24 protein-coding genes are annotated in these 24,204 nt (G+C 62.1%); 3 read left to right on the top strand and 21 right to left on the bottom strand.

Going from position 1 to position 24,204, the window contains the following annotated elements; genetic code table 11:
- Window positions 1-77: 77 nt before the first annotated feature.
- The 15 genes from K0U62_00120 to K0U62_00050 all read right to left on the bottom strand — a co-directional run bounded on the left by K0U62_00120 (window position 78) and on the right by K0U62_00050 (window position 17,280).
- Complete coding sequence (locus K0U62_00120; GenBank protein ID MCH9799921.1) at window positions 78-2,450, bottom strand: [protein-PII] uridylyltransferase; 2,373 nt, start codon at window positions 2,448-2,450, stop codon at window positions 78-80.
- Window positions 2,451-2,464: 14 nt separating this feature from the next.
- A complete protein-coding gene (locus K0U62_00115; GenBank protein ID MCH9799920.1) occupies window positions 2,465-2,803 on the bottom strand; it encodes a P-II family nitrogen regulator in 339 nt (112 codons plus the stop codon).
- Window positions 2,800-4,119, bottom strand: coding sequence for an ammonium transporter (locus K0U62_00110; GenBank protein ID MCH9799919.1), 1,320 nt, complete (start codon window positions 4,117-4,119; stop codon window positions 2,800-2,802). Before K0U62_00110 ends, K0U62_00115 begins: the two co-directional genes overlap by 4 nt.
- Before the next feature lie 161 nt (window positions 4,120-4,280).
- Entirely contained in the window at window positions 4,281-5,450 is a 1,170-nt protein-coding gene (gene ftsY, locus K0U62_00105; GenBank protein MCH9799918.1) for a signal recognition particle-docking protein FtsY, read from the bottom strand.
- 132 nt (window positions 5,451-5,582) lie between these two features.
- On the bottom strand, window positions 5,583-9,122 hold the full coding sequence (gene smc / locus K0U62_00100; protein ID MCH9799917.1) for a chromosome segregation protein SMC: 3,540 nt from the start codon (window positions 9,120-9,122) through the stop codon (window positions 5,583-5,585).
- 96 nt (window positions 9,123-9,218) lie between these two features.
- A complete protein-coding gene (locus K0U62_00095) occupies window positions 9,219-9,416 on the bottom strand; it encodes a hypothetical protein (protein ID MCH9799916.1) in 198 nt (65 codons plus the stop codon).
- Window positions 9,417-9,511: 95 nt separating this feature from the next.
- Window positions 9,512-10,366, bottom strand: coding sequence for a bifunctional DNA-formamidopyrimidine glycosylase/DNA-(apurinic or apyrimidinic site) lyase (gene mutM / locus K0U62_00090; protein MCH9799915.1), 855 nt, complete (start codon window positions 10,364-10,366; stop codon window positions 9,512-9,514).
- Window positions 10,366-11,073, bottom strand: coding sequence for a ribonuclease III (rnc, locus tag K0U62_00085; GenBank protein MCH9799914.1), 708 nt, complete (start codon window positions 11,071-11,073; stop codon window positions 10,366-10,368). Before rnc ends, mutM begins: the two co-directional genes overlap by 1 nt.
- A 2-nt stretch (window positions 11,074-11,075) precedes the next feature.
- Window positions 11,076-11,249, bottom strand: coding sequence for a 50S ribosomal protein L32 (gene rpmF / locus K0U62_00080; GenBank protein MCH9799913.1), 174 nt, complete (start codon window positions 11,247-11,249; stop codon window positions 11,076-11,078).
- A 1-nt stretch (window position 11,250) separates the two neighbouring features.
- Window positions 11,251-11,793 carry a YceD family protein gene (locus K0U62_00075; GenBank protein ID MCH9799912.1) on the bottom strand — a complete coding sequence of 181 codons (543 nt, stop codon included), beginning with the start codon at window positions 11,791-11,793 and terminating at the stop codon, window positions 11,251-11,253.
- Window positions 11,790-12,269, bottom strand: coding sequence for a hypothetical protein (locus K0U62_00070; GenBank protein ID MCH9799911.1), 480 nt, complete (start codon window positions 12,267-12,269; stop codon window positions 11,790-11,792). The genes K0U62_00075 and K0U62_00070 overlap by 4 nt, the downstream gene beginning before the upstream one ends.
- Window positions 12,270-12,295: 26 nt before the next feature.
- On the bottom strand, window positions 12,296-12,775 hold the full coding sequence (gene coaD / locus K0U62_00065; GenBank protein MCH9799910.1) for a pantetheine-phosphate adenylyltransferase: 480 nt from the start codon (window positions 12,773-12,775) through the stop codon (window positions 12,296-12,298).
- Window positions 12,776-12,830: 55 nt separating this feature from the next.
- Window positions 12,831-13,406, bottom strand: coding sequence for a 16S rRNA (guanine(966)-N(2))-methyltransferase RsmD (rsmD, locus tag K0U62_00060; GenBank protein ID MCH9799909.1), 576 nt, complete (start codon window positions 13,404-13,406; stop codon window positions 12,831-12,833).
- 16 nt (window positions 13,407-13,422) lie between these two features.
- Window positions 13,423-15,603, bottom strand: coding sequence for an ATP-dependent DNA helicase RecG (locus K0U62_00055; protein MCH9799908.1), 2,181 nt, complete (start codon window positions 15,601-15,603; stop codon window positions 13,423-13,425).
- 54 nt (window positions 15,604-15,657) lie between these two features.
- Window positions 15,658-17,280: a DAK2 domain-containing protein gene (locus tag K0U62_00050; GenBank protein ID MCH9799907.1), complete on the bottom strand. Its 1,623-nt coding sequence runs from the start codon at window positions 17,278-17,280 to the stop codon at window positions 15,658-15,660.
- 164 nt (window positions 17,281-17,444) lie between these two features.
- On the opposite strand from K0U62_00050, the gene rpmB reads away from it, so the two are divergent.
- On the top strand, window positions 17,445-17,633 hold the full coding sequence (gene rpmB / locus K0U62_00045) for a 50S ribosomal protein L28 (protein ID MCH9799906.1): 189 nt from the start codon (window positions 17,445-17,447) through the stop codon (window positions 17,631-17,633).
- 197 nt (window positions 17,634-17,830) lie between these two features.
- Here the strand turns inward: rpmB and K0U62_00040 are convergent, their stop codons facing one another.
- Entirely contained in the window at window positions 17,831-18,775 is a 945-nt protein-coding gene (locus tag K0U62_00040) for a thiamine-phosphate kinase (GenBank protein ID MCH9799905.1), read from the bottom strand.
- Window positions 18,776-18,834: 59 nt separating this feature from the next.
- Between K0U62_00040 and K0U62_00035 the strand changes: the two genes are divergently transcribed.
- Window positions 18,835-19,320, top strand: a complete 486-nt coding sequence (locus K0U62_00035; GenBank protein MCH9799904.1) for a DUF3515 domain-containing protein — start codon at window positions 18,835-18,837, stop codon at window positions 19,318-19,320.
- Here K0U62_00035 and K0U62_00030 read toward each other — a convergent pair.
- The 4 genes from K0U62_00030 to K0U62_00015 all read right to left on the bottom strand — a co-directional run bounded on the left by K0U62_00030 (window position 19,253) and on the right by K0U62_00015 (window position 22,892).
- The gene (locus tag K0U62_00030; GenBank protein ID MCH9799903.1) at window positions 19,253-20,344 is read right to left on the bottom strand and encodes a D-alanine--D-alanine ligase; all 1,092 of its coding nucleotides are present in this window, start codon (window positions 20,342-20,344) and stop codon (window positions 19,253-19,255) included. The genes K0U62_00035 and K0U62_00030 overlap by 68 nt on opposite strands.
- 163 nt (window positions 20,345-20,507) lie before the next feature.
- On the bottom strand, window positions 20,508-21,101 hold the full coding sequence (locus tag K0U62_00025; protein MCH9799902.1) for a histidine phosphatase family protein: 594 nt from the start codon (window positions 21,099-21,101) through the stop codon (window positions 20,508-20,510).
- The gene (locus K0U62_00020) at window positions 21,098-22,108 is read right to left on the bottom strand and encodes an NAD(P)-dependent glycerol-3-phosphate dehydrogenase (protein MCH9799901.1); all 1,011 of its coding nucleotides are present in this window, start codon (window positions 22,106-22,108) and stop codon (window positions 21,098-21,100) included. The genes K0U62_00025 and K0U62_00020 overlap by 4 nt, the downstream gene beginning before the upstream one ends.
- Before the next feature lie 97 nt (window positions 22,109-22,205).
- A complete protein-coding gene (locus K0U62_00015) occupies window positions 22,206-22,892 on the bottom strand; it encodes a 1-acyl-sn-glycerol-3-phosphate acyltransferase (protein ID MCH9799900.1) in 687 nt (228 codons plus the stop codon).
- Between the two features lie 179 nt (window positions 22,893-23,071).
- On the opposite strand from K0U62_00015, the gene cofC reads away from it, so the two are divergent.
- Window positions 23,072-23,692: a 2-phospho-L-lactate guanylyltransferase gene (gene cofC / locus K0U62_00010; GenBank protein ID MCH9799899.1), complete on the top strand. Its 621-nt coding sequence runs from the start codon at window positions 23,072-23,074 to the stop codon at window positions 23,690-23,692.
- Window positions 23,693-23,755: 63 nt separating this feature from the next.
- On the opposite strand, the gene K0U62_00005 is transcribed toward cofC, so the two are convergent.
- A partial coding sequence (locus tag K0U62_00005; GenBank protein ID MCH9799898.1) for a histone H1-like repetitive region-containing protein occupies window positions 23,756-24,204 on the bottom strand: 449 nt, incomplete at its 5' end.

The following is a 24,204-nucleotide window of genomic DNA, read 5'->3' as shown; positions in this document are numbered from 1 at the left end:
CTTGGTGCGATCCAGATGTAATCGATCGAAATCCACCGATGGCGCCCCAAGCGTATCGTGCCACCCGACCAGTCAGGTCACGCCGGCGAGACCCCCACGACGTCTTGCAGTCGCTTGAGAACCTCAGCGCCCTCGCGGTGATCCAGTGGCGCGCCGGTAGCGCCTCGCAGATAGAAAACATCAACCACACTGGCACCCATGGAATCCGCCCGCGCCAACACCACGTCCACCCCACAATCTGCGATTGCCCGGGCCAGCTGGAACAGCGTGGCTGGCCGATCGTAGGTCCGCACTTCCACCACCGTGGCGATTTCGGAGGCATCGGCCACAAACTCCACCCGCGGCTCCAGCACTGAGTCGGTCGCGGTGGCGTAGTAGGACTCGCGCCGAGCTAGCCGCTCATCGACGTCGAGAGTTCCAGCCAACGCCCGCCGCACATCCTCCCGCAACCGAACCAGGTCGGGCGGGTCACCAAAGGCGGGATGAACTGTCCACTCCGAAAGCGCGATATCTCCCCGATTGAAGGCTCGCGAGCCCCGAACATCCAGTCGATTCAGAGCCAAAACCCCGGCGACGGTGGCTAGCAAGCCGACCCGATCTGGTGCAGCTATCGTGACGGTTAGCATCTCTCCGGGGGCTTCATCCTCGACCAGCACCTCCGGGAGTTCCGCTGCCAGGAGACCTTCCTGCGGCTCGCTCAGGGCATCGTCCGGTTCGACGATCTCGCCGCGCAACTGGCTGCGGACCCGCGCTACTAGGTCGGAAATCAACGCCGCCCGCCACGAACTCCAGGCGGTGGGACCAGCAGCTTGCGCGTCGGCTTTGGTGAGAGTGGCAAGGAGGTCCAACATGGCGACGTCACCGACCGCCGCCGCTACGGCAGCCACAGTGGCCGGGTCGTCCGGGTCACGCCTCGTGGCCATCTCTGGCAACAACAGATGGTCACGAACCAGACTCACCAGCGCGTCGGTATCAGCCGGTGAGAAGCCCAACTGGGGCCCGATCTCACCCATCAACTCCACTCCCACATCGGTGTGATCTTGGTCCGGCCGACCCTTACCGATGTCGTGGAACAACGCTGCGATCAACAGCAGGTCGGGCCGAGACACGTCCCGCTGGTATCGGGCTGCCTGCACCGCGGCCTCCACCAGATGCCGATCGACGGTGTAAATGTGGATCGGGTTGCGCTGCGGGGCACCCCGAATGTGTTCCCAGTGCGGCAACAACTTGCTGGTGAGACCCGCTTGATCCAACTCCTCCCACACCGGTAGCGCTGCTCGCCCCGCTCCGAGGAAAGACACCAGCGCGTCTCGAGCCTCCGCCGGCCACGGCACTGGCATAGGTGCGGAATCTTGCGCCAGCCGATCCAATGCAAACGGCGCAATCCGAATGCCTGCCTGGGCGGCAGCAGCTGCTGCGCGGATTACCAACACCGGATCGCGCTCCGGCTTGGCTCCCTCCGCCAAAACAACCTCGCCGTCCTGCTCCACGACTCCCTCAGCCAGCGGCCGCCGCTGTTGCCGGTTCAACCGGCGGAAGGGTCGTCGCGGCGAGCGCCGAGTGGCGCGACCCACCCGATACCAAGTCTGATCCGAGGCGTGCGCAATGGCGCGACCGGCCAATGAGATTTCGGTCATCAACGCAGTTGCATCTGGTATTCCCAACGCATCCGCGACCCCCTCTTGCTCCTGCATCAGCAGTCGATCGGTGGCCCGACCGGTTCGGCTGTGCAGTGCGTCGCGCGCATTGGCCAGCAGCAGTGCTGGTTCGTCAATTGCGGTTTGCGGCACATCAGTGATCCAAGACGCCTGCAGCGCACGCAACACGGTTAGTTCGCGGAGCCCGCCGTAGGATTCCTTCAAGTCCGGTTCCAGCAGATGGGCCACTTCACCATTGCGAACCCTGCGTTCCTCAACCACCGTGCGCAGATCGTCCACCCGCTTGGGCGCAAACCCTCGCCAGTCGGATCGAATGGAACTCGCCAACCGCTCCGCGAGCATTTCGTCACCCGCTACCGGTCGACAGTCCAGCAGACCCAGCACGGTCTTGACGTCGTCTGCGGCCACCTTGCGAGCCTCAGCCAGCGTTCGCACCGAATGGTCGAGTTTGAGTCGGCTGTCCCAAATCGGGTACCAAATGCGATCTGGGATATCCCCCGGATCCCCCTCATGGAGCAGCAGTAGATCGATGTCACTGCCCGGCGAAAGTTGCTCACGACCGAAACCGCCCACTGCCACCAGCGCCATCCCGTTGTCCGGGGCACCGGCGAGGCGGTACAAGTCCTGCAACCACTCGTCGGTGAGTGCCGCCAAGGCACGACGTCGCCCCGGGCCTGGTGGCCCGGGGCGGCGTAGTAGTTCTGCGCGGGCTGCTGAGAAGGCTTGGGTTGCTGACCCTGAATCCGCAGATCCAGTGATCACCAAGCTCTCCCCATTCTCAGCAGCCTGCATCAGATTTTCCCCTCCTAGAGCGCGTCCTCGCCGCGCTCACCGGTACGGACACGGACGACGCTGTCGACCGGCACAGACCATACCTTGCCATCTCCGATCCGACCGGTCTGTGCGGTCTTCACGATGACATCGACGACTGACTGAGCGTCATCCTCGTCGACAAGGACCTCAACCTTGATCTTGGGAACCAGATCCACGGTGTATTCCGCGCCTCGGTAGACCTCGGTGTGACCCTTCTGTCGGCCGTAGCCACTCGCCTCGCTGACGGTGAGCCCGTTGATGCCATAGGCCTCGAGGGCGGACTTCACCTCATCCAACTTGAACGGCTTGATTACTGCGGTGATGAGTTTCATGCTTTCACCTCCTCGGCCTGCTTGGCCCGAGCTGCGCGCTCGCTGGTGCCGGCGAACGAACCACCCGCACCGGAGTCGCCCAGTTCGTAGGCGATTTCAGCGTGCTCGACCACATCGACCCCGGTGATCTCGGTGTCCTCGTCAACGCGGAACCCGATCACCAGATCCAGGATCTTGGCGATGATCAGTGTCACCACGAAGGCGAAGGCGAGTACCGCGAAGGCTGCGATCGCCTGGCTGACCAGTTGCTCAGTGCCGCCACCGTAGAACAGGCCATTGACGCCAGCTGGAGCGGCCTCAGTAGCCAGGAAGCCGATCAGCAAGGTGCCGACCAGGCCGCCGATCAAGTGGACACCGACGACGTCAAGCGAGTCGTCGTAGCCCAACTTGTACTTGAGTGGAACGAACAGAGCACACGCTGCGCCGGCCACGATACCCAGAATCAGGGCACCGACTGGACTGACTGCAGAGCAAGCCGGGGTGATCGCGACCAGACCGGCCACGATGCCGGAAGCCGCACCCAAGCTGGTGGCGTGTCCGTCGCGGATCCGCTCCACTAACAACCAAGCCAGCGCAGCAGCACAGGTAGCAGCAATGGTGTTGACGAAGACCACAGCAGCAGTGTTGTCGGCGGCTAGGGCAGATCCAGCGTTGAAGCCGAACCAGCCGAACCACAGCAGACCGGCACCGAGCATGACCAAAGTCAGGTTGTGCGGCTTCATCGGAGTCTTGGGCCAGCCCAGACGCTTTCCGAGAATCAGTGCCAGAGCCAGGGCAGCCGCACCCGCGTTGATGTGGACCGCAGTACCACCAGCGAAGTCGATAGCCGGAACCCCGTTTAGCGGGCCCATGCCCTCGAAGATCCAGCCGCCGGTACCCCACACCCAGTGGGCGACCGGGAAGTAAACAATCGTGGCCCAGATTCCGGCGAATACCATCCAGGTGCCGAACCGAGCGCGATCAGCGATCGCACCAGCGATCAGTGCCACGGTGATGCAAGCGAATAGTGCCTGGAAGCCGACGAAGGCCATGACCGGCAATGTAGCTTCCGGATCATCTGCCATCAGGCCCTCAAGGCCCAAGAACTCGGTCGGGTCACCGAGGAGACCACTGCCACCATCGGTTCCGAAGGCAACGGAGTAACCGTAGAGAATCCACAGCACGCCCACTAAGAACAGAGCCCCAAAGACCATCATCATCATGTTCAGCGTGCTCTTGGCCCGAGTCATGCCGCCGTAGAACAGGGCAAGCCCTGGCAGCATGAGCAGGACTAGGGCGGCGCTGACAAGAACCCAGGCGGTGTCGCCAGTGTTCAACAGCGATTCCTCCATCGCTAACTCCTTTCACTATTGGGGTAGTTCCCCAACGGATGTAGCGATGATGGCTGTGCAGTGTTTCCACTGATGACTACTCAGGTTTCCTTCGTGTGACGGTTTCGGTGGTCGTGTAACGAGTATGTTTCGCGAAATGCATCCGACTATCGAGAAATGATCGCGTCGACGAAGGTTTCCGCCTCAAATGGCGCCAGATCATCCGGGCCTTCGCCCAATCCGACCAGTTTCACCGGTACTCCGAGCTCCCGTTGCACCGAGACAACGATCCCGCCCTTGGCAGTTCCGTCTAGCTTCGTCAGCACAATTCCGCTGATGTCCACGACCTCTGAAAAAACCCGCGCCTGGGTCATTCCGTTCTGACCAGTGGTGGCGTCCAGCACCAGCAACACCTCGCTGACCGGTGCCTGCTTCTCGATGACGCGCTTCACCTTGCCGAGCTCATCCATCAAGCCCACCTTGGTGTGCAACCGGCCTGCGGTGTCCACTACGACGGTGTCGCTTTCCCCATCGATTCCCGCTGATACTGCCTCAAACGCCACTGAGGCGGGATCGGACCCTTCCGGTCCGCGCACGACTGGCACGCCCACCCGGTCACCCCAGGTCTGCAACTGCTCACTGGCAGCCGCTCGGAAGGTGTCCGCCGCGCCGAGGAGAACATCGCGGTCCTCAGCCACCAACAGCCGGGCCAGTTTGCCGGTCGTCGTGGTCTTCCCGGTGCCGTTGACACCGACAACTAGCACCACTGCAGGCACGTCACCGATTCGTTCGGTAAACAGTGTCCGATCCATATCGGGATCAACGGACACCAACAGTTCCTCCCGCAGGACTTGCTGCATCTGCTCTGGGTCGGAAATTCCTTCGACACGGACCCGCGTGCGCAGCCGCTCTACCAGCTCAGTGGTGCCGGGCACGCCTAGGTCGGCCAGCAGGAGAGTGTCCTCAATTTCCTCCCAGGTTGCCTCATCTAGTTGGTCTCGCGATAGCAACGCCAGCAATCCTCGCCCGATGGAGTTGTTGGAGCGAGCCAACCGCGCTCGCAGTCGAGCGAGTCGACCTGCCGCTGGGGCTGGCACCTCCAGTTCGGCAACCGGTGGCTCAAGCACCGCGGTATTGGTACCACCGTCAAGGGAAAGGTCTTCGATATCCCGCCGCGGTGTATCTCGCGGTTCCGAAGCGTCGTCGTTGATGCCGGGCAACACCTCGGGGGTTTCCAACGGCGCCGGTGGCGCCGACCCACCCCGGCTACGGAGGGCCACCAGCGCAATCACGGTGACGACGAGCAAAAGGACGACAAGACCGATCAGGATTTCCACGATGCCGATTGTCCCCTATCCCGTCAGCCTGATGTCCCGCCGGTTAGCCGGCATTGACCGAGTGGACCAATCCGCAACGGCAGAGCTAGCGGCGGGTTGCTGCCACGGGCAGGCCAGCAGCGGTCACGCGCGTTAGATGGGGACGGACTCGCGCAGCCGCTGGGAGATCACGTTACTGACGCCGTCACCCCGCATCGAGACGCCGTACAGGGCATCAGCCGATTCCATCGTGCGCTTTTGGTGTGTGATCACGATGAGCTGACTGTCTTCGCGCAACTCCTCAATCACTTCGAGCAGACGACCCAAGTTGGTGTCGTCTAGCGCGGCCTCAACTTCGTCGAGCACGTAGAACGGGCTCGGGCGGGCTTTGAACAGCGCAACCAGGAAAGCCACCGCAGTCAGCGAACGTTCGCCACCCGACAACAACGACAGTCGCTTCACCTTCTTGCCTGGCGGCCGGGCTTCGACTTCAACACCTGAGGTGAGGATGTTGTCCGGGTCTGTCAGCACCAATCGACCGGCACCACCGGGGAAGAGTCGGGCGAACACCCGCTCAAACTGCACCGAGGTGTCGGCAAATGCTTCCGAGAACACCTGCTCCATACGGTCGTCCACCTCTTGGATGATGCCGCGCAAGTCCTGCTGGGAGTTGCGCAAATCCTCCAATTGGGTGGAAAGGAACTGGTGACGCTCTTCCATCGCGGCGAACTCTTCCAGCGCCAGTGGGTTGACCCGACCCAGCAATGACAGCGCCCGCTCCGCTGACTTCAGCCGTCGTTCCTGTTCACCACGGTCGAAGGGATACGGCTCCGGGTCTGGCCCGCCATCTTCTTCGTCCCCAGGAGCCCGGGGGCTGGGCGGTACCATCACCTGCGGGCCGTACTCGGCGACAAGTTCCTCGGTGGCGATGCCATGTTCGGTCATCGCTTTTTCTTGCAACTGTTCGATCTTGACGCGTTGCTCGGTGCGCACCATTTCGTCCCGATGCACCGAACTAGTGAGGTCATCCAGTTGTTGGCTCAACTGTTTGATCTTTGCCCGCAGTTTCCCCAACTGCTGGTCGCGCTCGACTCGCTGCGCCTCCAACTGATTGCGCTGTTTCTCAGCCACGTCACCCAGCCGATTCGAATATGTCACCGAAACTTCGGCCGCGACCAACACGGCTGCGGCCATGGCACGCTGCCGCTCTCGCCGCTCGCGGGCGCGCTGCTGATCTTCCCGGGCCTTGCGCTCTTGCTGAGCGGCTGCCAGCAGTTCATTGGACCGACGGGCGGCCACGCTTGCTCGCTCCTCCTGCGTTCGCAGGGCCAAGCGAACCTCGACCTCGTGGTTGTGCGCGCTGCGCAGTTCCTCGGCCAGATCCTCACGACGATCCGGTCCCGGCGTCGCGGCCTCCTCGCCAGCGTCGGTGGCATCCACTGCAGCGAGGGCTTGCTCCGCCTCAGTCAGTACCGACTCATCGCTGGCCAGCGCCTCCTGTGCTGCCGTCAGATCTGCGGCAAGGCGTTGCCCCTCGGTACGAGCGGATCTAACCGCTGCGCCCAGGGAACCCAACTGATCTGCCACGGCGGCCATAGCCGCGTCGGACTCGTGCAACGCCCGCAGCGACTCCGCCAACTGCCGGGCAGCCTGTTCGGCTCGTTCTCGGGCGGGCTCCAAGGCGAACTTCACGCGATCACATTCGGCTGAGATCGCCGCCAGTTCATCAGCGGCGGCATCTACTCGGGCCGACAGTTCCAGTGCGCTGGCCTCTTTGTCGTCCCAGGTGATCAAGCCAGCTCGACCGAGCAAATGGCCGGCGCGGGTCACCACCCGGTCGGCTCCCTGCGCGATGAGCTCCACTGCGGCGTCGAGGTCCTCGGCCAATACGATGCCCGCTAGCGCCGCCGCCACCGCAGCCTCACTCTCCGGCGGTGCGGTGATAACAGTTGCAACTGATCGACCCGACCCACTGCTGCTGGTGGGCGCTCCGGCATCGGCTACCAGCAGTCGCAGTGACTCGGCTGGCTGCTCCCGATGCAATCGGACCGCATCCGCCAGCGAATCCACGACAGCACCGTCCACCAAGTCCGCTAGCGCGCTGGACACGGCCAGTTCCCAACCGGGTTCGATCTGCAGGTGCTCAGACACCAGGCCACGAACCAAGGGATGAGCCAAGACGTCGTCACTGACGCCGCCGCGGCTGCGTACCGCGCTTTGCAAAGCTTCGAGTCGCGCCCTGGCGGTGTCCCGACTTCCCGCCAGTTGCTGCTCCTTTTCGGTCAGCGTGGCCAACTCGTCGGCAGCGCTTTCCTCTTGCTTGCGGCACTCCTCGTACTGACTGTCCAGATCTGCCTCACCGCGATCCAGACCGGACACCTCACGCTCGAGTTCGGTGAATTTTCCGGAGGCCTGCTGTTCGCGCTCGTTGGCAGCCGCCAACGCTGCCTGCAACCGGTCGATTTCGACGCCGCGAGCCTCGACACGACTACGCGCCGCTGCTGCTCGCCCCTGCAACCGCACCTGTCGTTCTCGCTGGGCGGCGGCCGCGCGCGCCTCGGTTTCGACCCGACGCTCTTCGTCTGCGAGGGCCGCCTCCGCAGCAGATCGGGCAGCTTGTGCGGCGCTGAGTTCTGCTGATCGCTCGCGGGTAGCGGTTGCAAGTTGCTCGTGCTCGTCTTGCAGTTCGCGGGCCTGCGCTTCCAACTCTTGCGGGTCTGCCCCGGTTCCCGCGACCACGTCGGACTCGTCCACAACTCGCAGCCGCTCCCGGCAAACGGACACTACTGCGCGAAACCGCTCGTGCAGACCGGAAATGCGAAACCAGGCATCCTGGGTCTGCGACAGCACCGGTGCCGCCTGCTCAGCTGCCGCGATCAACTCTGCTTCGCGGGCCTCGTCGGCCAACAGGGCCGATTCCACCTCACCCCGCTGTTCCCGCAACTGCTGCTCGTCGGCCTGCTCTTGTGCCAGTGCCTCAGTGAGTGCCACATAGTCGTCAGCAAGTAGCCGCAGCCGGGCGTCGCGCACGTCGGATTGGATAACGACGGCCCGCCGAGCTACCTCAGCCTGCCGTCCTAGCGGTTTGAGTTGTCGACGGAGTTCGGTCAGCAGATCAGACAGTCGGCTCATCTTGTCGTCAAGCGCTGACAGTTTTCGCTGCGCCTTCTCTTTACGTTTACGGTGCTTCAGTACTCCAGCGGCTTCCTCGATGAACCCACGCCGATCCTCCGCAGTGGCGTGCAGAATCGAGTCGAGTTGGCCCTGGCCGACTATGACATGCATTTCCCGACCAATGCCGGAGTCAGAAAGCAGCTCCTGCACGTCGAGCAGTCGGCAGGCGGTGCCGTTGATGGAGTATTCCGAACCCCCAGAACGGAACATGATTCGCGAGATGGTGACTTCGGTGTAGTCGATGGGCAAAGCCCCGTCAGTGTTATCGATGGTGAGGCTGACCTCGGCCCGGCCAAGCGGAGCCCGGTTGCTGGTTCCTGCGAAGATGACGTCTTCCATCTTGCCGCCGCGCAGACTTTTAGCTCCCTGTTCCCCCATGACCCAGGAGAGCGCATCCACAACGTTGGACTTCCCAGATCCATTGGGACCAACGACCGCGGTGACACCGGGCTCGAATTTAAGGGTGGTGGGAGAAGCGAAGGACTTGAAGCCCTTCAGGGTGATGCTCTTTAAATGCACGCCGACTCCTGGGGATCTTGACGACCGTTTCGCTCAGCCCAAGAAGGCTAACCCGATCGGGTGGTCAACCCGGGAAGCGGCACGCTGACGGTGAAATCAGACGGTAGCTGGGGCCAATTCTTGCTCGAAATCGGCGGATTCAACGGCGCCGATCGGATCCATGGCGAGTTCTCGCGCCATTTCCAGTTGATCCACGAGATCTTCCAGTTCACGAACCCGAGCCCGCAACCGTGCGACCTCAGCCAGGAGGCGCTGATCGGCAACCGCCATGTGGCCATACAAAGCCTTAGCCATGCCAACTCACTTTCTACCCATGGAAACGCCGGTAAATGCCCGCCCCCGGCGTGTCTCCATTGTGCCACTTACAACCCATTTGTGGAAGACGCAACTTAATGTGGCGGTGCTTGACATTTCGGACACCGATGCGAGGAGCGATTCGTGAAGCGTTCCCGCATGATCGGCGCCCCACATCGTCGGCACGGCTCGCCCTCCCGACCATAGACATCCAGGGACCGTTCGAACCAGCCTGATTCGCCGTTGACCGCAACGTAGAGCGGATCAAATGACGTGCCGCCGGCCGCCAGCGCTGCCGCCATCACTGATTGCGCCTGTGTTAAGACTTCGGCGCACCGCTGCTGACCGAGCAGCACTCCAGGTGTTTCCGGAAACACCTCAGCCCGCCACAACGCCTCATCCGCGTAAATGTTGCCAACGCCGGACACCACGGTCTGACTCAAGAGTTGTCGTTTGATGCCGGAGTTTGACGAGGCCAGTCGCGCCGAGACCGCAGCTAGGTCGTATTCGGGGTCAAACGGATCTCGCCCGATGTGCGCTACCGCCTCGGGGACGCCAGTGGCTCCGATATCGGACAACAGCAACCAGCCAAAGGTGCGCTGATCCCGGAACAACAGCGTGCGACCGTCTGCGAGGCGCAGTGCAGCACGGGCATGATTGTCGTGAATGCGCTGTTTCTCCGTGACCCGAAACTGTCCGCTCATGCCCAGATGCGCCACTAATGCTGCGCCATCACAGCCACCGTCGGCCAACTCCAACCACAGATACTTTCCCCGACGTTGTACCGACGTGATCCGACTACCAGCCAGCGCGATGGTGAAGTGCCGGGCGCCGCCGGGCTGGCGGCGTACCACTCGCCGGTGGCGGACTTGAGCCGAAACAATATCCGCAGCAAGTACCGCTGAGGCCAATCCCCGCCGAACGGTTTCGACCTCGGGAAGTTCTGGCATTACTGCTTCCCGCTGCCAGCCTCGGCAGGATCGGACAGTTCCGCGTAGGTGAGTTGAGCGGCCTCTTGTTCTGCGATCTTTTTGCTACTGCCACTCCCCCGACCGTGGTAACCGTCTTTCAGTTTCACGAAGGCGGTAAACACTTTCTGGTGCTCGGGACCAGCCTCCTTGATGACGTATTCCGGGGCACCGAGATCTAACTGTGCGGTGAGTTCCTGCAACGAGGTTTTCCAGTCCAAGCCAGCGCCCAACGAAGCCGTCGCCCGCAACTGTGGCTCAGTGAGACGCAGAATCATCTCGGTGGCTACCGCCATCCCTCGGGAAACATAGACAGCACCAAAAACCGCTTCCAGCGCGTCGGCCAGAATTGATTTTTTCTCTCGGCCACCTGTGGTTTCTTCGCCACGACCTAACAAGACAAACTCGCCGAGACCTATCGAGCGCGCCAACTCCGCCAAAGCTTGTGCGCTGACCACCGCTGACCGCATCTTGGCCAACTCGCCTTCAGCGGACTCTGGATGGCGAGTGAACAGCGCATCGGTGATGATGATGCCCAGCACAGCGTCGCCTAGGAACTCAAGCCGCTCGTTGGGCTGGGTGTCATGCTCAAAGGCGTAGGAGCGATGGGTCAGCGACTTGATCAGGATGTCGTCGGGGATATCGACACCTAGCCGATCGCGCAGAACCTGCAGATCGGGATTCGCCATCGTTAAACGTCGAGGACAGTCCGCTTGTTGTAGGTGCCACAGGTTGGGCACGCGTTGTGCGGCAGCTTCGCAGATCGGCACCGGTCACAGGTCGCCAACTTGACCGGCTTGGCCTTCCACTGCGAACGGCGCGCGCGAGTGTTGGAGCGGGACATCTTCCGCTTGGGTACAGCCATCTCAATCTCCTTCAGGCGATGGATCTGACTCGCGCCATCCTGCGAGTTCGGACCATCGGGGGTCTATGCGCTCGTGCCGGTGCTCCGGATCATCCGCCAACATTGCACCACATTCTGGGCACAGTCCCGGGCAATCTGGCCGACACGTAGGAGTTAAGGGTAGTGCCAACACCACCGCATCATGAAATGCACCGGTCAAATTCAGCTCTGGATCAGTGATCGGGACGATGTCAGAGTCCTCGTCATCCGGCTGCTCGACGCCTGGATAGGTGTAAAACTGCCTAAATTCCACTGGTAATTCCACCCGCAGCGGGGTCAAACACCGGACGCACTCCCCAGTCACTGGAATTGTGGCGGCGCCGGTGGCCAAAATCCCATCCAGCACCGACTCCAGGAGCACGTGAACCGTCGCCGCACCGGGCTCTGCGCGCATGACCTCGCCGGCAAAATCCTCGCCAATCGTGACTGGAACGACAACCTCGAGCGAGGCCCCGGGCTGGCGCGGCAGTTTGCGACTGTCGACCACCAGCGGGGAATCGGTCACTGCGGCAGCACCTCGTCCATCGGGTATTCCTCAACCTGTCCGGCCAGTTTGGCTCGACCGTTGGCAACCGACTCCAGCGTGCGCTGCAGCGTGCCTTCAAACGCGGCCAACTTGCCGTCAACGTAGGCGTCAATCTCGGCCTGCTTGCGGTGGGCCTCTTGCTCCGCGTCACTGATGATGCGCCTGGCCTCGGTGTGGGCGGCGATTGTCACCTCATCCGCAGAAACAAGCGCAGCAGCTTCAGCCCGAGCGTGCTCGCGAATCTGCTCCGCCTCGCTGGCGGCCGCGTCGATCAACGAATCGCGCTCCGCGAGTACTCCGTTAGCGCGGTGGATTTCCTCCGGCAGCGCTTCCTGAATCTCCTCGATCAGCTGCATCGCTCGATCTTTGTCGATGATCGCGCCGCCGCCGAGGGCACGCGATTTTGCTTGCGACACCAGTTCGGTGACCGAATCAAGTGCTTGGGTGATGTCCACCGTTTTCCCTCCCTGCCCGGAATCAGTTATCCGGAGCCCAACTTCTCTTTCAGTCGGTTCTGCACAGTATCCGGTACGAGACCGGAAATGTCACCGCCATATGTGGCGACATCTTTCACCAGACTGGATGACAAGTAGCCGAAAGCCGGGTTAGTGGACACGAAGAGCGTCTCCACTCCGGCAAGCCGGTAGTTCATTTGCGCCATCTGCAGTTCGTAGTCGAAGTCCGACACCGCCCGCAGACCTTTGACGATGGCCGAGATGCCCCGATGTTGGCAGTAATCGACCAGTAACCCGTAGAACGAGTCAACAGAGACGTTGGAGTAGTCCGCCATGCACTCTTCCAGCATGTCGATGCGTTCTTCGACCGTGAACAGGCTGGACTTCTTCTTGTTGATGAGGACACCGACAGTCACATGTTCGAAAAGATCTGCCGCCCGTGCGAAGACATCAAGGTGGCCATTGGTGACCGGGTCGAACGATCCCGGACAGATCGCAGTAGCCATGAGGCTCCGGTACCGCCTTCCCTACTCGTATCGTTGCGCTGAGTGCCGTGGCCACCTAGGTATTGTCGACAGCCACCGAACTGACCCGACCGTACCAAATTCGAGTGTCGCCGTAGTCGCGTGAATCGAGCGGGTCGACTGCTGCCGGCCACGGCTGACCCGTAGCCCGCTTCGCAGTCTCGGCCACCACCAGCCCGTCGACCGCAATAGCGGCTCCCTGAATCAGCGTCGCGAAGACTGCTGCTATGTGGGTCATGGTCATGTCGTAGGGCGGATCGGCAAAGACGATGTCGAAAGGTTCTGGCCAGGACCGGTCGGTGAGTTTCGCGGCATCGCTAGCCAACACCGTGGCGTTCGCCTGCAGCTTGGCTACGTTGTCGCGCAACACCTGAACTGCCGTTCGGTCACGTTCCACCAGAACCGCCGTGGCGGCACCACGGCTCAGCAGCTCCAGGCCTACCGCCCCCGACCCAGCGAAGATATCCAGCACTCGCACGCCGGTCAGACCGCCGCTGAGGTGTTCCAGCCGGTTGCATACCGCTTCGCGGACGCGCTCCGAGGTGGGGCGAACACCGCTACGAGGAACAGCGAGTCGCCGACTACCCCATTCTCCGGCAACGATTCTGGTCATCGAATGAATCCTGCCGTCAGGCTTTTTCCAGGTAATCCGACGATTGCTGCAGTTCATCAGCGGCGGCGGCTAACAACGGATACTCGGCCAACTCTGGATCGGTCGCCACGATGTGCGCCGCGTCCTCGCGAGCATCCTGAATCAGGTCAACATCACGCAATACTGACAACAGTCGCAACGAACTGCGCCGCCCCGACTGCACTGCACCCAAGACATCACCCTCGCGCCGTTGCTCGAGGTCCAACTGCGCCAGTTCGAAGCCGTCATTTGTGCCTGCGATGCGTTGCAACCGTTCGAATGCGGGAGATTCGGGATCTGCCTTCGTGACCAGCAGACACAGCGCTTGCTGACCTGCGCGTCCCACTCGACCGCGTAGTTGGTGCAACTGGGATACGCCGAATCGGTCAGCGTCCATAATCACCATCATCGCGGCGGCGGGCACATCGACGCCCACCTCAATCACCGTGGTGCTGACCATGACATCTAAACCGTCCTCGGCAGTCGGACCTACAGCGAACCGCGCCATCAACCTGTCCTTCTCCTCCGCCGGCAGTCGGCCGTGCATCGCAGCCACGCGGACCTCTGCCAGTGGCCCAGCCACCAGTTCATCCACCAGACTCAGAACCGCGTGGGTGGCGGGCGCCTCCGCTGCCTCCTCGAGTAGTTCACCCTCAGCCGAGTCTCCTTCTGAGATCCGCGGGCACACGACAAAGACTTGCCGGCCTGCTGCTACCTCTTCACTCACCCGCTGCCAGGTTCGGTCCATGTGCCGAGGTTGCGTCAACTCGGCGACTACGTGACTGACCACTTGCGACGCGCCTGTGGGTCGCTCCCGCAGCGTCGATACGTCGAGATCGCCAAAGACGGTCATCGCGACAGTGCGTGGGATCGGAGTAGCGGTCATCACGAGCAGGTGCGGGCGTTGCCCCGGCACTCGATCCAGCAGCAGCGACCGCTGCTCGACTCCGAAGCGATGCTGCTCATCGACCACGATCAGTCCCAGGTCCGCGTACTGCACCTGATCCTGCAACAAGGCGTGGGTACCGACCACGATGCCGGCTTCTCCACTGGCGATTTCCAGCAGCGCGCCACGACGTTGTGCTGCGGTCATGGAGCCAGTCAGCAGCGCGACGCGGGTGGCGTGCGCAGACCCGCCAAGGAGTCCGCTCTCAGCGAGTGGTCCCAGCAGTTCCCGTACGTTGCTGTAGTGCTGCTGGGCGAGCACTTCGGTAGGGGCCAGTAACACTGCTTGACCGCCCGAGTCCACGACTTGCAGCATGGCTCGCAGGGCGACCAGGGTCTTACCGGAGCCGACATCGCCCTGCAGTAACCGGTGCATTGGATGCCCGTCCGCCATGTCTTCAGCGATGCGTTTGCCGACCTCCCGCTGACCGTCGGTGAGTTGGAACGGCAAATCCGCGTCAAACTCGCCCAGCAGTCCGTCAGCCGTGCCGGGTCGGGGAATTGCCGACAGCACTGCAGTTTCGTGTCGTCGCTGCGCCAGGATCACTTGCAACACCAGCGCCTCGTCGTAGGCCAGCCGCCGGCGTGCCCTGCCGACCTCCGCGAGGTCTTCTGGGGAATGGATGGCGCGCAGTGCGGCGTCAAAGGGCAACAGGGTGCGGTTGCCGACGATCTCGGCTGGCAACGGATCCGGCAGCGGATCCAACATTTGCAGCGCCACCTTGACTGCTTTCGCAATCCGAGGGCTATCTACCGCCGAGGTGGCGGGATAGACCGGAATCAACTCTTTGGCGAAGATCTCCGCAGCCTCGCGATCATCCGCGTCGTCGGCGAAGTGGCAACCAGGGTTCACCAGTTGCAGCCGGCCCCGATAATCGCCCACCTTTCCGGAGAACAGTCCCCGGCGACCCGGTCGCAGATCGCGCGCCCGCCAGACTTGATTAAAGAAGGTAAGGGTCAAAGTTTCGCGACCGTCAGTCACGGTCGCTTCGACGCGGCCACCGCGCCGACCACCGCGGCCGGGGACAGTTCGACAGCTCTTCACTTCCGCAACGATGGTGGCCTGCTCACCGGGAACCAAGTCGGCGAGATCGGTCAACTCACCCCGACTTTCGTACCGTCGCGGGTAATGCTGCAGCAAATCGCCCACTGTCTCGACCTGCAAGTGTTCCGCTAGCGGCTTGGCCGTGCGACCTCCAACGACATCTCGTAGCCCGTCAGCTAAACCTGCCATGACTTCAGGGTCGCATCCCGCCGCCAGCGTCCAGCGCAGCGCCGCACCGGGTCACTATTCCACGCCAAAGATCAGTGGCCAGATCGGCTGACCGCCTTCGTAGACGGTGACATCCGCCCCCGGATGGTTGATTGCCAAGTTGCCGTTCAGCCGGTCTACCACCTCGCCAGCCAGGTCTGCACCAGAAACGATCGTCACTAGTTCGCCGCCACTAGACAACATCAGGTCTAAGGTCTGACCTGCGACGCTCTCCACATCCTCACCGATCTGCAAGATATCGCCATCCACGATGCCGAGTACATCCCCTGGTTTACAGGGACCAGCGGTGGTGATGGCTTCTTTGGTGGAGATGGTGACCGCACCGTATCGAGTGGCGGCCGCTGCCCGCGACATCGCCACCACGTCGTCATCGAAGTCGGCTTCCGGATCGTGTACCGCGACCGCCGCCAGCGTCTGCACCACGGAGCGCGTCGGCACAACGGCGACACGCAAGCCATCTTTGCGCGCCGCGTGCGCGGCTGACTCCGCTGAGGAGGTCACGTTCTTGTCGCTGGGCAGCAACACGATCTCACCAGCGTCGGAACTCAAGGCCGCCTGCAACAACTCTCCGGTGGCAGGCGCTTCGCCAGGTTCTGCTGTGACGACCGCAACCTCCATTTCCGCTAGTAACTGCCCCAGGCCTGGGCCATGAGCCACGGCGACAATCGAACGCTGACGCACCTGCACGTGGCCGGTACCGGGGGTATCAAACAACCAGGTGATTTTGATTCGATAAGGCCGGCCAGCGGCCATACCCGCCTCCACCGCAGCACCAGCATCGTGAACGTGTACGTGGATGTTCCACAGTCGATCGCCACCTACCACCACCAACGAATCACCCAGTTCCGCCAACGCTGACTTGAGTCCCGGAATGTCCTCGTCATCGGCTTCTAGTAAGAACATCACCTCATAAGCCGGACCGGAGTAGCCGGTGTGGGAGTCCCCAGTGACCGCTACCGCGGGGACATCCGCATCCGGCGGCGGTCGTCGAACGCCGGTGACGACTTCCAGCAGGGCCGACAGCACCACAACGATTCCGTAGCCGCCCGAATCAACCACACCGGCGCGGCGCAGCGGTTCTAACATCTCTGGTGTCCGTGCCAACGCTTCTTCGCCGCCCTCCACGGCCGCCCGCAAAACATCGGCTAGGTCACCGCCGGCCTCGGCTGCCGCTTCTGCCGCGCACCGCATCACGGTGAGCATGGTGCCCTCTTGCGGCTCGGCTACCGCCGCATAGGCCAATTCAGCTGCCTGAGTCATGCCGCGCCGGAAGGTGTCGGCCGGATTCATGACTGCACTGGCGGTCTCCTGTGGCGAAATGCGCACCAAGCCACGCACGATTTGGCTCAAGATCACCCCGGAGTTGCCCCGAGCTCCCATGAGCGCCCCTCGGGCGAGCGCGCTAGCCGCAGAGCTGACGAGTTGTGGACTGTCGCTAGCGTCAGACTCCTCGGCCACTAGATCGGCAGCCATCGCCTCCCGCGCCGCCACCATAGTCAAGTACATATTTGTTCCGGTATCGCCATCGGGAACCGGGAATACATTCAGCGCATCGATGTCCTCACGAGCAGACGCCAGCGCCTCGGTGGCAGTGTTGGCCCAGTCCCGAAGGAACTCGGCATCAACCTGGCTGGACATGGACACTTTCCTGGCCTCTCTGCGTCTGCGCAGGCAGAAACATCGATACGGATTTCACACTACCGACGCCGTTCGGTTAGAGTAGTGATTCGGCTGGGAGAACCGGCTTACACCGGCCTGGGATTTCAGCATCAGGTCGAACCTAGTTCATTGGAGCGTGTGACGTGGCTGCGAAGTGCGATGTTTGCGGCAAAGGACCCGGTTTCGGTCATAACATCTCCCACTCCCATCGGCGGACCAAGCGTCGCTGGAATCCCAATATCCAGTCAGTGCGCACGGTCATCGGTGGCACCCCGCAGAAGGTCAACGCTTGCGCCTCTTGCATCAAGGCCGGCAAAGTCACGCGTTCCTAGCGATTCAGTGCCCTGCCCAGGCGCGGGTCACCCTCGCTTCCGATCATCTACCCGCCACCCCTAGTTCGTCCTGAAACAACCGCGATGTTCGGCGACTTGGCGCCCTCCCGCCGCGCTAGTTACGCCCAGCCAAAGCCAGCCAGCCCCGTCTGATCGGCCGCTACCAGCGATTAGCCGGCTGCCTTGCAGCCATCGGACTACCGGAAATGGTCGTGGCCGCCCCGACCACTCCAATGGCGGCCATCCACCGTCACCCCCGGTTCACCAGAGACCACCTCAGTGATCCGGCCAATCGGAATGAAGAGTTCCGGCAGGGCAACACCCGGCGGGAAGGCTGCCACCAGCGAGTGGTCGTCACCACCAGCCATCACCCACATCAACGGGTCCACATTGAAAGCTGACGAGGTTTCCCGTAGCTGATCGGCTACTGGAACTGCTTGTGAGTCCAGTTCTGCGACCGCGCTGGATTCAACAGCCAGATGGCGCACATCCGCCAACAGTCCATCACTGATATCGATCATCGCCGTTGCCCCAGCAGCGGCTGCTTGCGGGCCGCTGTCATACGGCGGGTGCGGCCGTTGATACGCCTCAACAAGAGCCCGTGGTGAGCGAAACCCTCTGGACAGTACGGTCAAACCGGCAGCAGCCCAGCCTTGCCGACCTGCGATAGCCAAGACATCTCCTGGCCGAGCGCCAGCGCGAGTAACTGGGCGCTCCGCCCGCCCCAGGGCGGTCACCGACACGGTCGTAGTCTCCGACTGGCACAGGTCACCCCCCACTACTTGCGCCCGGGCGACTTGGGCTTCAGCAACGAGACCGTCGAGCAGTTCGAGGGCCCAGGAAACCTCGGTATCGGACGGCATGGACAGCGACACCAGTAGCGCCGAAGGCTGACCACCCATGGCAGCAATATCTGCGAGGCCAGCGGCAGCAGCTCGATGGCCGACATCGGCTCCGGAGCACCATTCCGGCTTGAAATGCCGGTCCGCCACCAGCGTGTCCACGCTGGCTAGGGTGCTGCCGGGTTGACTCAAGACGGCGGCATCATCTCCGATGCCCAACTGGGCATCACCAACTGGGACTCGCTGTCGAATCAGCTCGATCAAACCGAACTCACCTATGTCTGCCACCGTCTCGGCCATGTGGCCCTCACTTTCCGCCGGATCACATCCCCTAGCCTGGTCAACGTTAGTGGAGGGCTGTGAGCACGATGAAACCGATCCTCGCCGTGTCGCTGGTGACCCTGCTGGTGGCAGGTTGCGGTCGCGCGGTCCCGGTGACGCCAGCCGAGCTGGACGAGGCGACTCAGCAGAAATGTGCTGAGTTGGCCCAGGCGCTGCCCCCGGAGTTGGCAGGCGAACGACAAATTGAAACCATGCCCGATCCCGACACCACTGCCGCCTGGGGGGCGCCGGCGCTGGTGTGGCGCTGCGGTGTACCGGAACCGGACACCTACACGTCCACCTCGCAGTTGGTGGAAATCAATGGCGTGGATTGGTATCCGCAACTGTTAACTGGTGGCTACCGATTCACCAGCGTGAACTCGAATCCGCGCTTGGAACTGACGGTGCCCGGCGGATACTCCGATCCGGCCGAGGTTGTGGCGGAACTCCAGCCAGCTAACGAAGACCCTGCCGACGACTCAACGCCTCGCCAATCAGGGAAGCCACCAACTGCTGATAGCTGACCCCGGTTTCCTGCCACATCCGCGGATACATCGAGATTGCGGTGAAACCGGGCATGGTGTTGATTTCGTTAATGCTGACCTCGCCGTCGGCGCCAACGAATACATCGACGCGAGCCAAACCTTCACAGTCCATCGCCTGGAAAGCCGCAATGGCGAGTTCCTGGATCCCGGTCGACACCGCTTGCGGAATATCGGCAGGCACAATCAGTTCAACGCTGTCGTCGAGATACTTGGCTTCGAAGTCGTAGAACTCGTGCTCGGGTCCGACTTTGATCCGAGCACAGACGCTAGCGCGGGGAACCCGGTCGGGACCAACTAGCACGCCACACTCCACTTCGAGGGCGTTCTCTACTGACGCTTCCACGATGATGCGCGGGTCGTGCGCACCAGCGGCATCGATGGCTGCTTTGAGTTCTTGCTCGTCGCGGGCCTTGCTCACCCCAACGCTGGAGCCAGCTCGGGCAGGTTTGACGAAAACCGGCCATCCCAACGTCGCAATCCGTTCTCGGTGATCTTCTTGTCCCCACTCATCGTGTCGCAACGCATGCCAACGGCCGGCCGGGATCCCCTCAGCGCTGAGCAGTTTCTTGGTGTGGGCCTTGTCCATGCAGGCGGCGGAGGCGAACACGCCACTACCCACAAATGGCATACCGGCTACCTCAAGCGCCCCTTGGACGGCACCATCTTCGCCGTAGGGGCCATGGAGCACTGGAAACACCACATCCACCGGCTGCCAGTCGCGGCCTCCCGCAGCATCGGTCAACCACAAGCCATGCCGCTGCGGTGACAGCGACAGTTCGACCCGACCTTCACCAGTCACGACGGGAAGCTGGCCGGCTTCCGACCGAAGCTCGTCAGGATTACCGGAGTGGCGCACCCAGTCACCGGCTTCGGTGATACCCACCGCGACTACCTCGTACTGATCCCGGTCAATGGCCGCCAAGATGCTGCCCGCGCTCAGGCACGAAATGGAGTGCTCGCTGCTGCGGCCACCGAAAAGCACCATGACGGACGGCTTAGTCATGGCCCGACCCTACCTAGCACTTCGATGACGCAGCAGCATCACGCGCCGGATTGAGGATCGATCGGCCAGATTCACCGGTGATCTGCTCACACCAGCGGGGTTCCTGACGCGATGCAACTCCCACCAGGAGGTTTCGAACCAGGCTTGCGTTCAGTCGGAGCAGCTAATGACTGTTCCAAGAGTTGATTGTGTGCGTCTCGTGCTCGTAGCCCAGTTCACTGATCGCGCCGGCATCCAACACGAAAAGCCGACCATCCACCGCCGGCAGTCCCAACCAGGTAGCAGTAAGAATACGCAGGAAATGACCGTGAGCAACCAGGGCGCAATCGTCACCCTGCTGCAAGAAAGGCTCCACCCGGTCCAGCACTGCCCCGGCACGAGCAGCAACCTGTTCCGGCTGTTCCCCGGGGGTCTCCCCCGGCGGGATCGGGTCACGCCAGATGGTCCAGTCTTGGTCGCCAAGATCGTTGCGAATGTCTACGGTCTTGCGGCCTTCGTAGGCGCCGTAGTCCCATTCCAGCAAATCGGCGTCAATCTCTCCGCTCAGTCCGGCCAGGCTGGCCGTCTGCTGTGCGCGTTGCAGCGGCGAGATCAGCACCAGCCCAAAGGTTCGAGCCGCAATGATCGGTGCCAAAGCGGCGGCATCCGCCTCACCTTTTTCCGTCAACGGCAGGTCGGTGCGACCCGTGTGTTGGCCACTGCGGCTCCACTCGGTTTCGCCGTGGCGCAGCAGCACCACTTTCCCACGCTGGGTCATGACTGCTGGCCTTGCTCCTCACGAGTGGGGCGCGACATCAAATGCTGCAACATTTCTGCCGGGGGCATCCCATCGTGCACGACCTTCACCACCTGCTCGGTGATCGGCATCTCGACCCCTGCGTCTTGCGCCATCTCCAGTAGCGGCTTGCAACTCTTGACCCCTTCACAGGTCTGCTTGGTAGCCGCCTCAGTTTCCGCCACGGTCAGCCCACGACCAAGGCTCTCCCCAAACGTCCGATTGCGGGACAACGACGAGGAGCAGGTGGCGATCAGGTCACCGATTCCGGCCAGACCGAGGAACGTCATCGGGTTCGCCGACAGCGCGACCCCCAACCGAGTCATCTCCGCAAGCCCCCGAGTAATCAATGCCGCCTGTGAGTTCTCGCCAAATCCTTGACCGACTGCCATGCCGTTGGCGAGTGCGATGACGTTCTTGACCGCACCGCCAATCTCGACACCGATCACGTCGGTGGTGAAGTAGGGCCGGAAGTAGTTGGTAGTGGAAGCCTCTTGCAACCCGATGGCACGTTGCTGGTCGACGCAGGCCACCGTGGTGGCTGCCGGTTGCCGTTGAATGATCTCGCGGGCGAGATTGGGGCCGGAGACCACCGCGACTTGATCCGCGGGCACTTGTCCCACTTCCGCCAGCACCTGCGACATTCGCAGCTTGGTGCCCTTCTCAATCCCTTTCATCAAGGTGACCAGCAGTGCGCCCGACTCCAAATGTTCCCGCCAGATAGTGAGGTTCTCGCGCAGCGTTTGCGAAGGGATAGCGAGCACGACGATTTCAGCGGCAGAAATTGCCTCTGCTGGCTCGCCGGTGCAACGCAGCGATGCCGGCAGATCCAGACCAGGGTGGAAGGTTTCGTTGCGGTGGTTGTCATTGACATCCGCCACCACCTCCGGTTCCCGGGCCCACATCATGACATCGCAACCAGCATCCGCCATGACCATGCCGTAGGCAGTGCCCATGGAGCCACCGCCCATAATCGCTACTTTCGTCATCTGCGACCTCCTACGCTTCTCCGGATTCAACCGGCACAACTAGCACGGTAGTGGCTGGCTAACTCGCTGTCGTGCCCATTTGCTCACCGGTAGCAAATCACTCCGGCTGCGGCAGCGGGTGCTCGATGGGGAGTAGTTCCTCCGCCTTCATGTCCCAGCGCAACTCAGGTACTTCCTCCCCACGTAGCTGCGCCAACTGGATCGCGATGGCGTCCATGATCCGACTAGTCGCTTCGGTCAGCACCTCCGGCGTCAGTTCCTGGTCGCGCAGATCGTCAAGATCGACCGGCTCACCGACCGCAATGGCAATCTTCGGTGGCGGGATGATCCGAAACTCCTTCTTGTACGGTCGCATCACTTTCTGCGCACCCCAATGCGCCAGCGGTACCACCGGAGCACCCGAGGTCAGCGCGATGCGAGCCGCACCAGTCTTCCCAGTCATCGGCCACAGTTTCGGGTCACGAGTCAGCGTCCCCTCCGGATACACCACGACCGCTTGCCCCTCGGACACCGCTGCTACCGCCGCACTAACCGCCTCGGCCGCGTTTTCGGAATCCCGGTACACCGGGATCTGCCCAGTTCCGGAGACGACTTTCCCGAAGGCCGGGACATCGAAAAGCGCGTCCTTGGCGAGGAACCTGGGTATTCGATTGTTGTCGTTCAGAATATGGCAGATGACCATCGGGTCGAACCAAGACATGTGATTGGCAGCGATCACCATACCGTCCTGTGGTCCGCCTAGGTTTTCAACGCCGCGCCAATCCCGGCGAGTGATGGTCATCATGACCGGCCACAGCGTCGCCGCCGCCGCCGTGTACCACGGTCCTACGGGCTGCTGTGATGGAATGGCACGCACGCATTACTCCTTGAACCGTTATCAGCCACCCCACGTGAAGACGTACGGCGGGGTGCACATCTCGAATGCTGCCAGATCGGCTTGAATGAGGTCAGGAGATATCAGGAATGTCAGTAACTGCGATTATCCCGCTCAAGCCACCAGCACGGGCAAAGAGTCGACTGCTGCTCGATGCCGAAACGAGAGTCCTGCTGGCCAACGCGTTCGCCCGCGATCTGATCGACCAATGTCTCGGCTGTCCTGACATCGATAAATGTGTTGTGGTAGGAGCTGGCCCGCCCGAGGCCCCGGTGCCACAACTGTCTGACCCGGGAAAGGGCCTGAACTACGCATTGTCGGCCGCCGCCGCAACCATTCCTGCGACCGATTCGGTAGTGATCCTGATGGGAGATCTACCGTCTGTCCTCAGCGAAGATCTGAGCCTGGCTCTCAAAATTTGGCGCGACGATAAAGCCGCACAGTCGACTGGCGCTTTCGTCAGTGACCTCGCCGGAGTAGGTACCACCGCCGTATTGGGCCAGGCCGGTCGGGTCCAGCCCGAATTTGGTGCTCGTTCTCGCGCCGCCCACCACAGCAGTGGGCTTGTAGAACTCCATCAGCCTGAACTGCGGCGACTGCGGCGTGACGTCGATTCGTTGGTGGATCTCGCCGACGCGTTGCGCTTGGGAGTGGGGCCACACACTCGCGCCTGTGTTGTGGACCTTGATTTGGTGCCGAAACTCAGCTAGCGCAGTCGGCTAAAGACAACTGTGGCGCGACCCCACGGGGCCGCGCCACAGTCAACAGTCTCGCTACTTCTTCTTGGCGGTCGACTTCTTCGCCGTTGACTTCTTGGCCGCAGTCTTCTTAGCGGTCGACTTCTTGGCCGCAGTCTTCTTGGCGGTCGACTTCTTCGCCGCAGTCTTCTTGGCGGTCGACTTCTTCGCCGTTGACTTCTTCGCGGTCGACTTCTTCGCCGTTGACTTCTTCGCGGTCGACTTCTTCGCGGTCGACTTCTTCGCGGTCGACTTCTTCGCCGCAGTGGCCTTCTTGGTCGCAGTCTTCTTCGCCGCAGTGACCTTCTTAGTCGCAGTCTTCTTGGCCGCAGTGGCCTTCTTAGTCGTGGACTTCTTGGCCGCAGTGGCCTTCTTAGTCGTGGACTTCTTGGCCGCAGTGGCCTTCTTAGTCGCGGACTTCTTCGCCGCAGTGGCCTTCTTAGTCGCGGACTTCTTCGCCGCAGTGGCCTTCTTAGTCGCGGACT

It is taken from the genome of Actinomycetes bacterium (genome assembly GCA_022599915.1).
Classification (GTDB): Bacteria; Actinomycetota; Actinomycetes; order S36-B12.
This window is presented reverse-complemented; position numbering and strand designations above follow the sequence as displayed.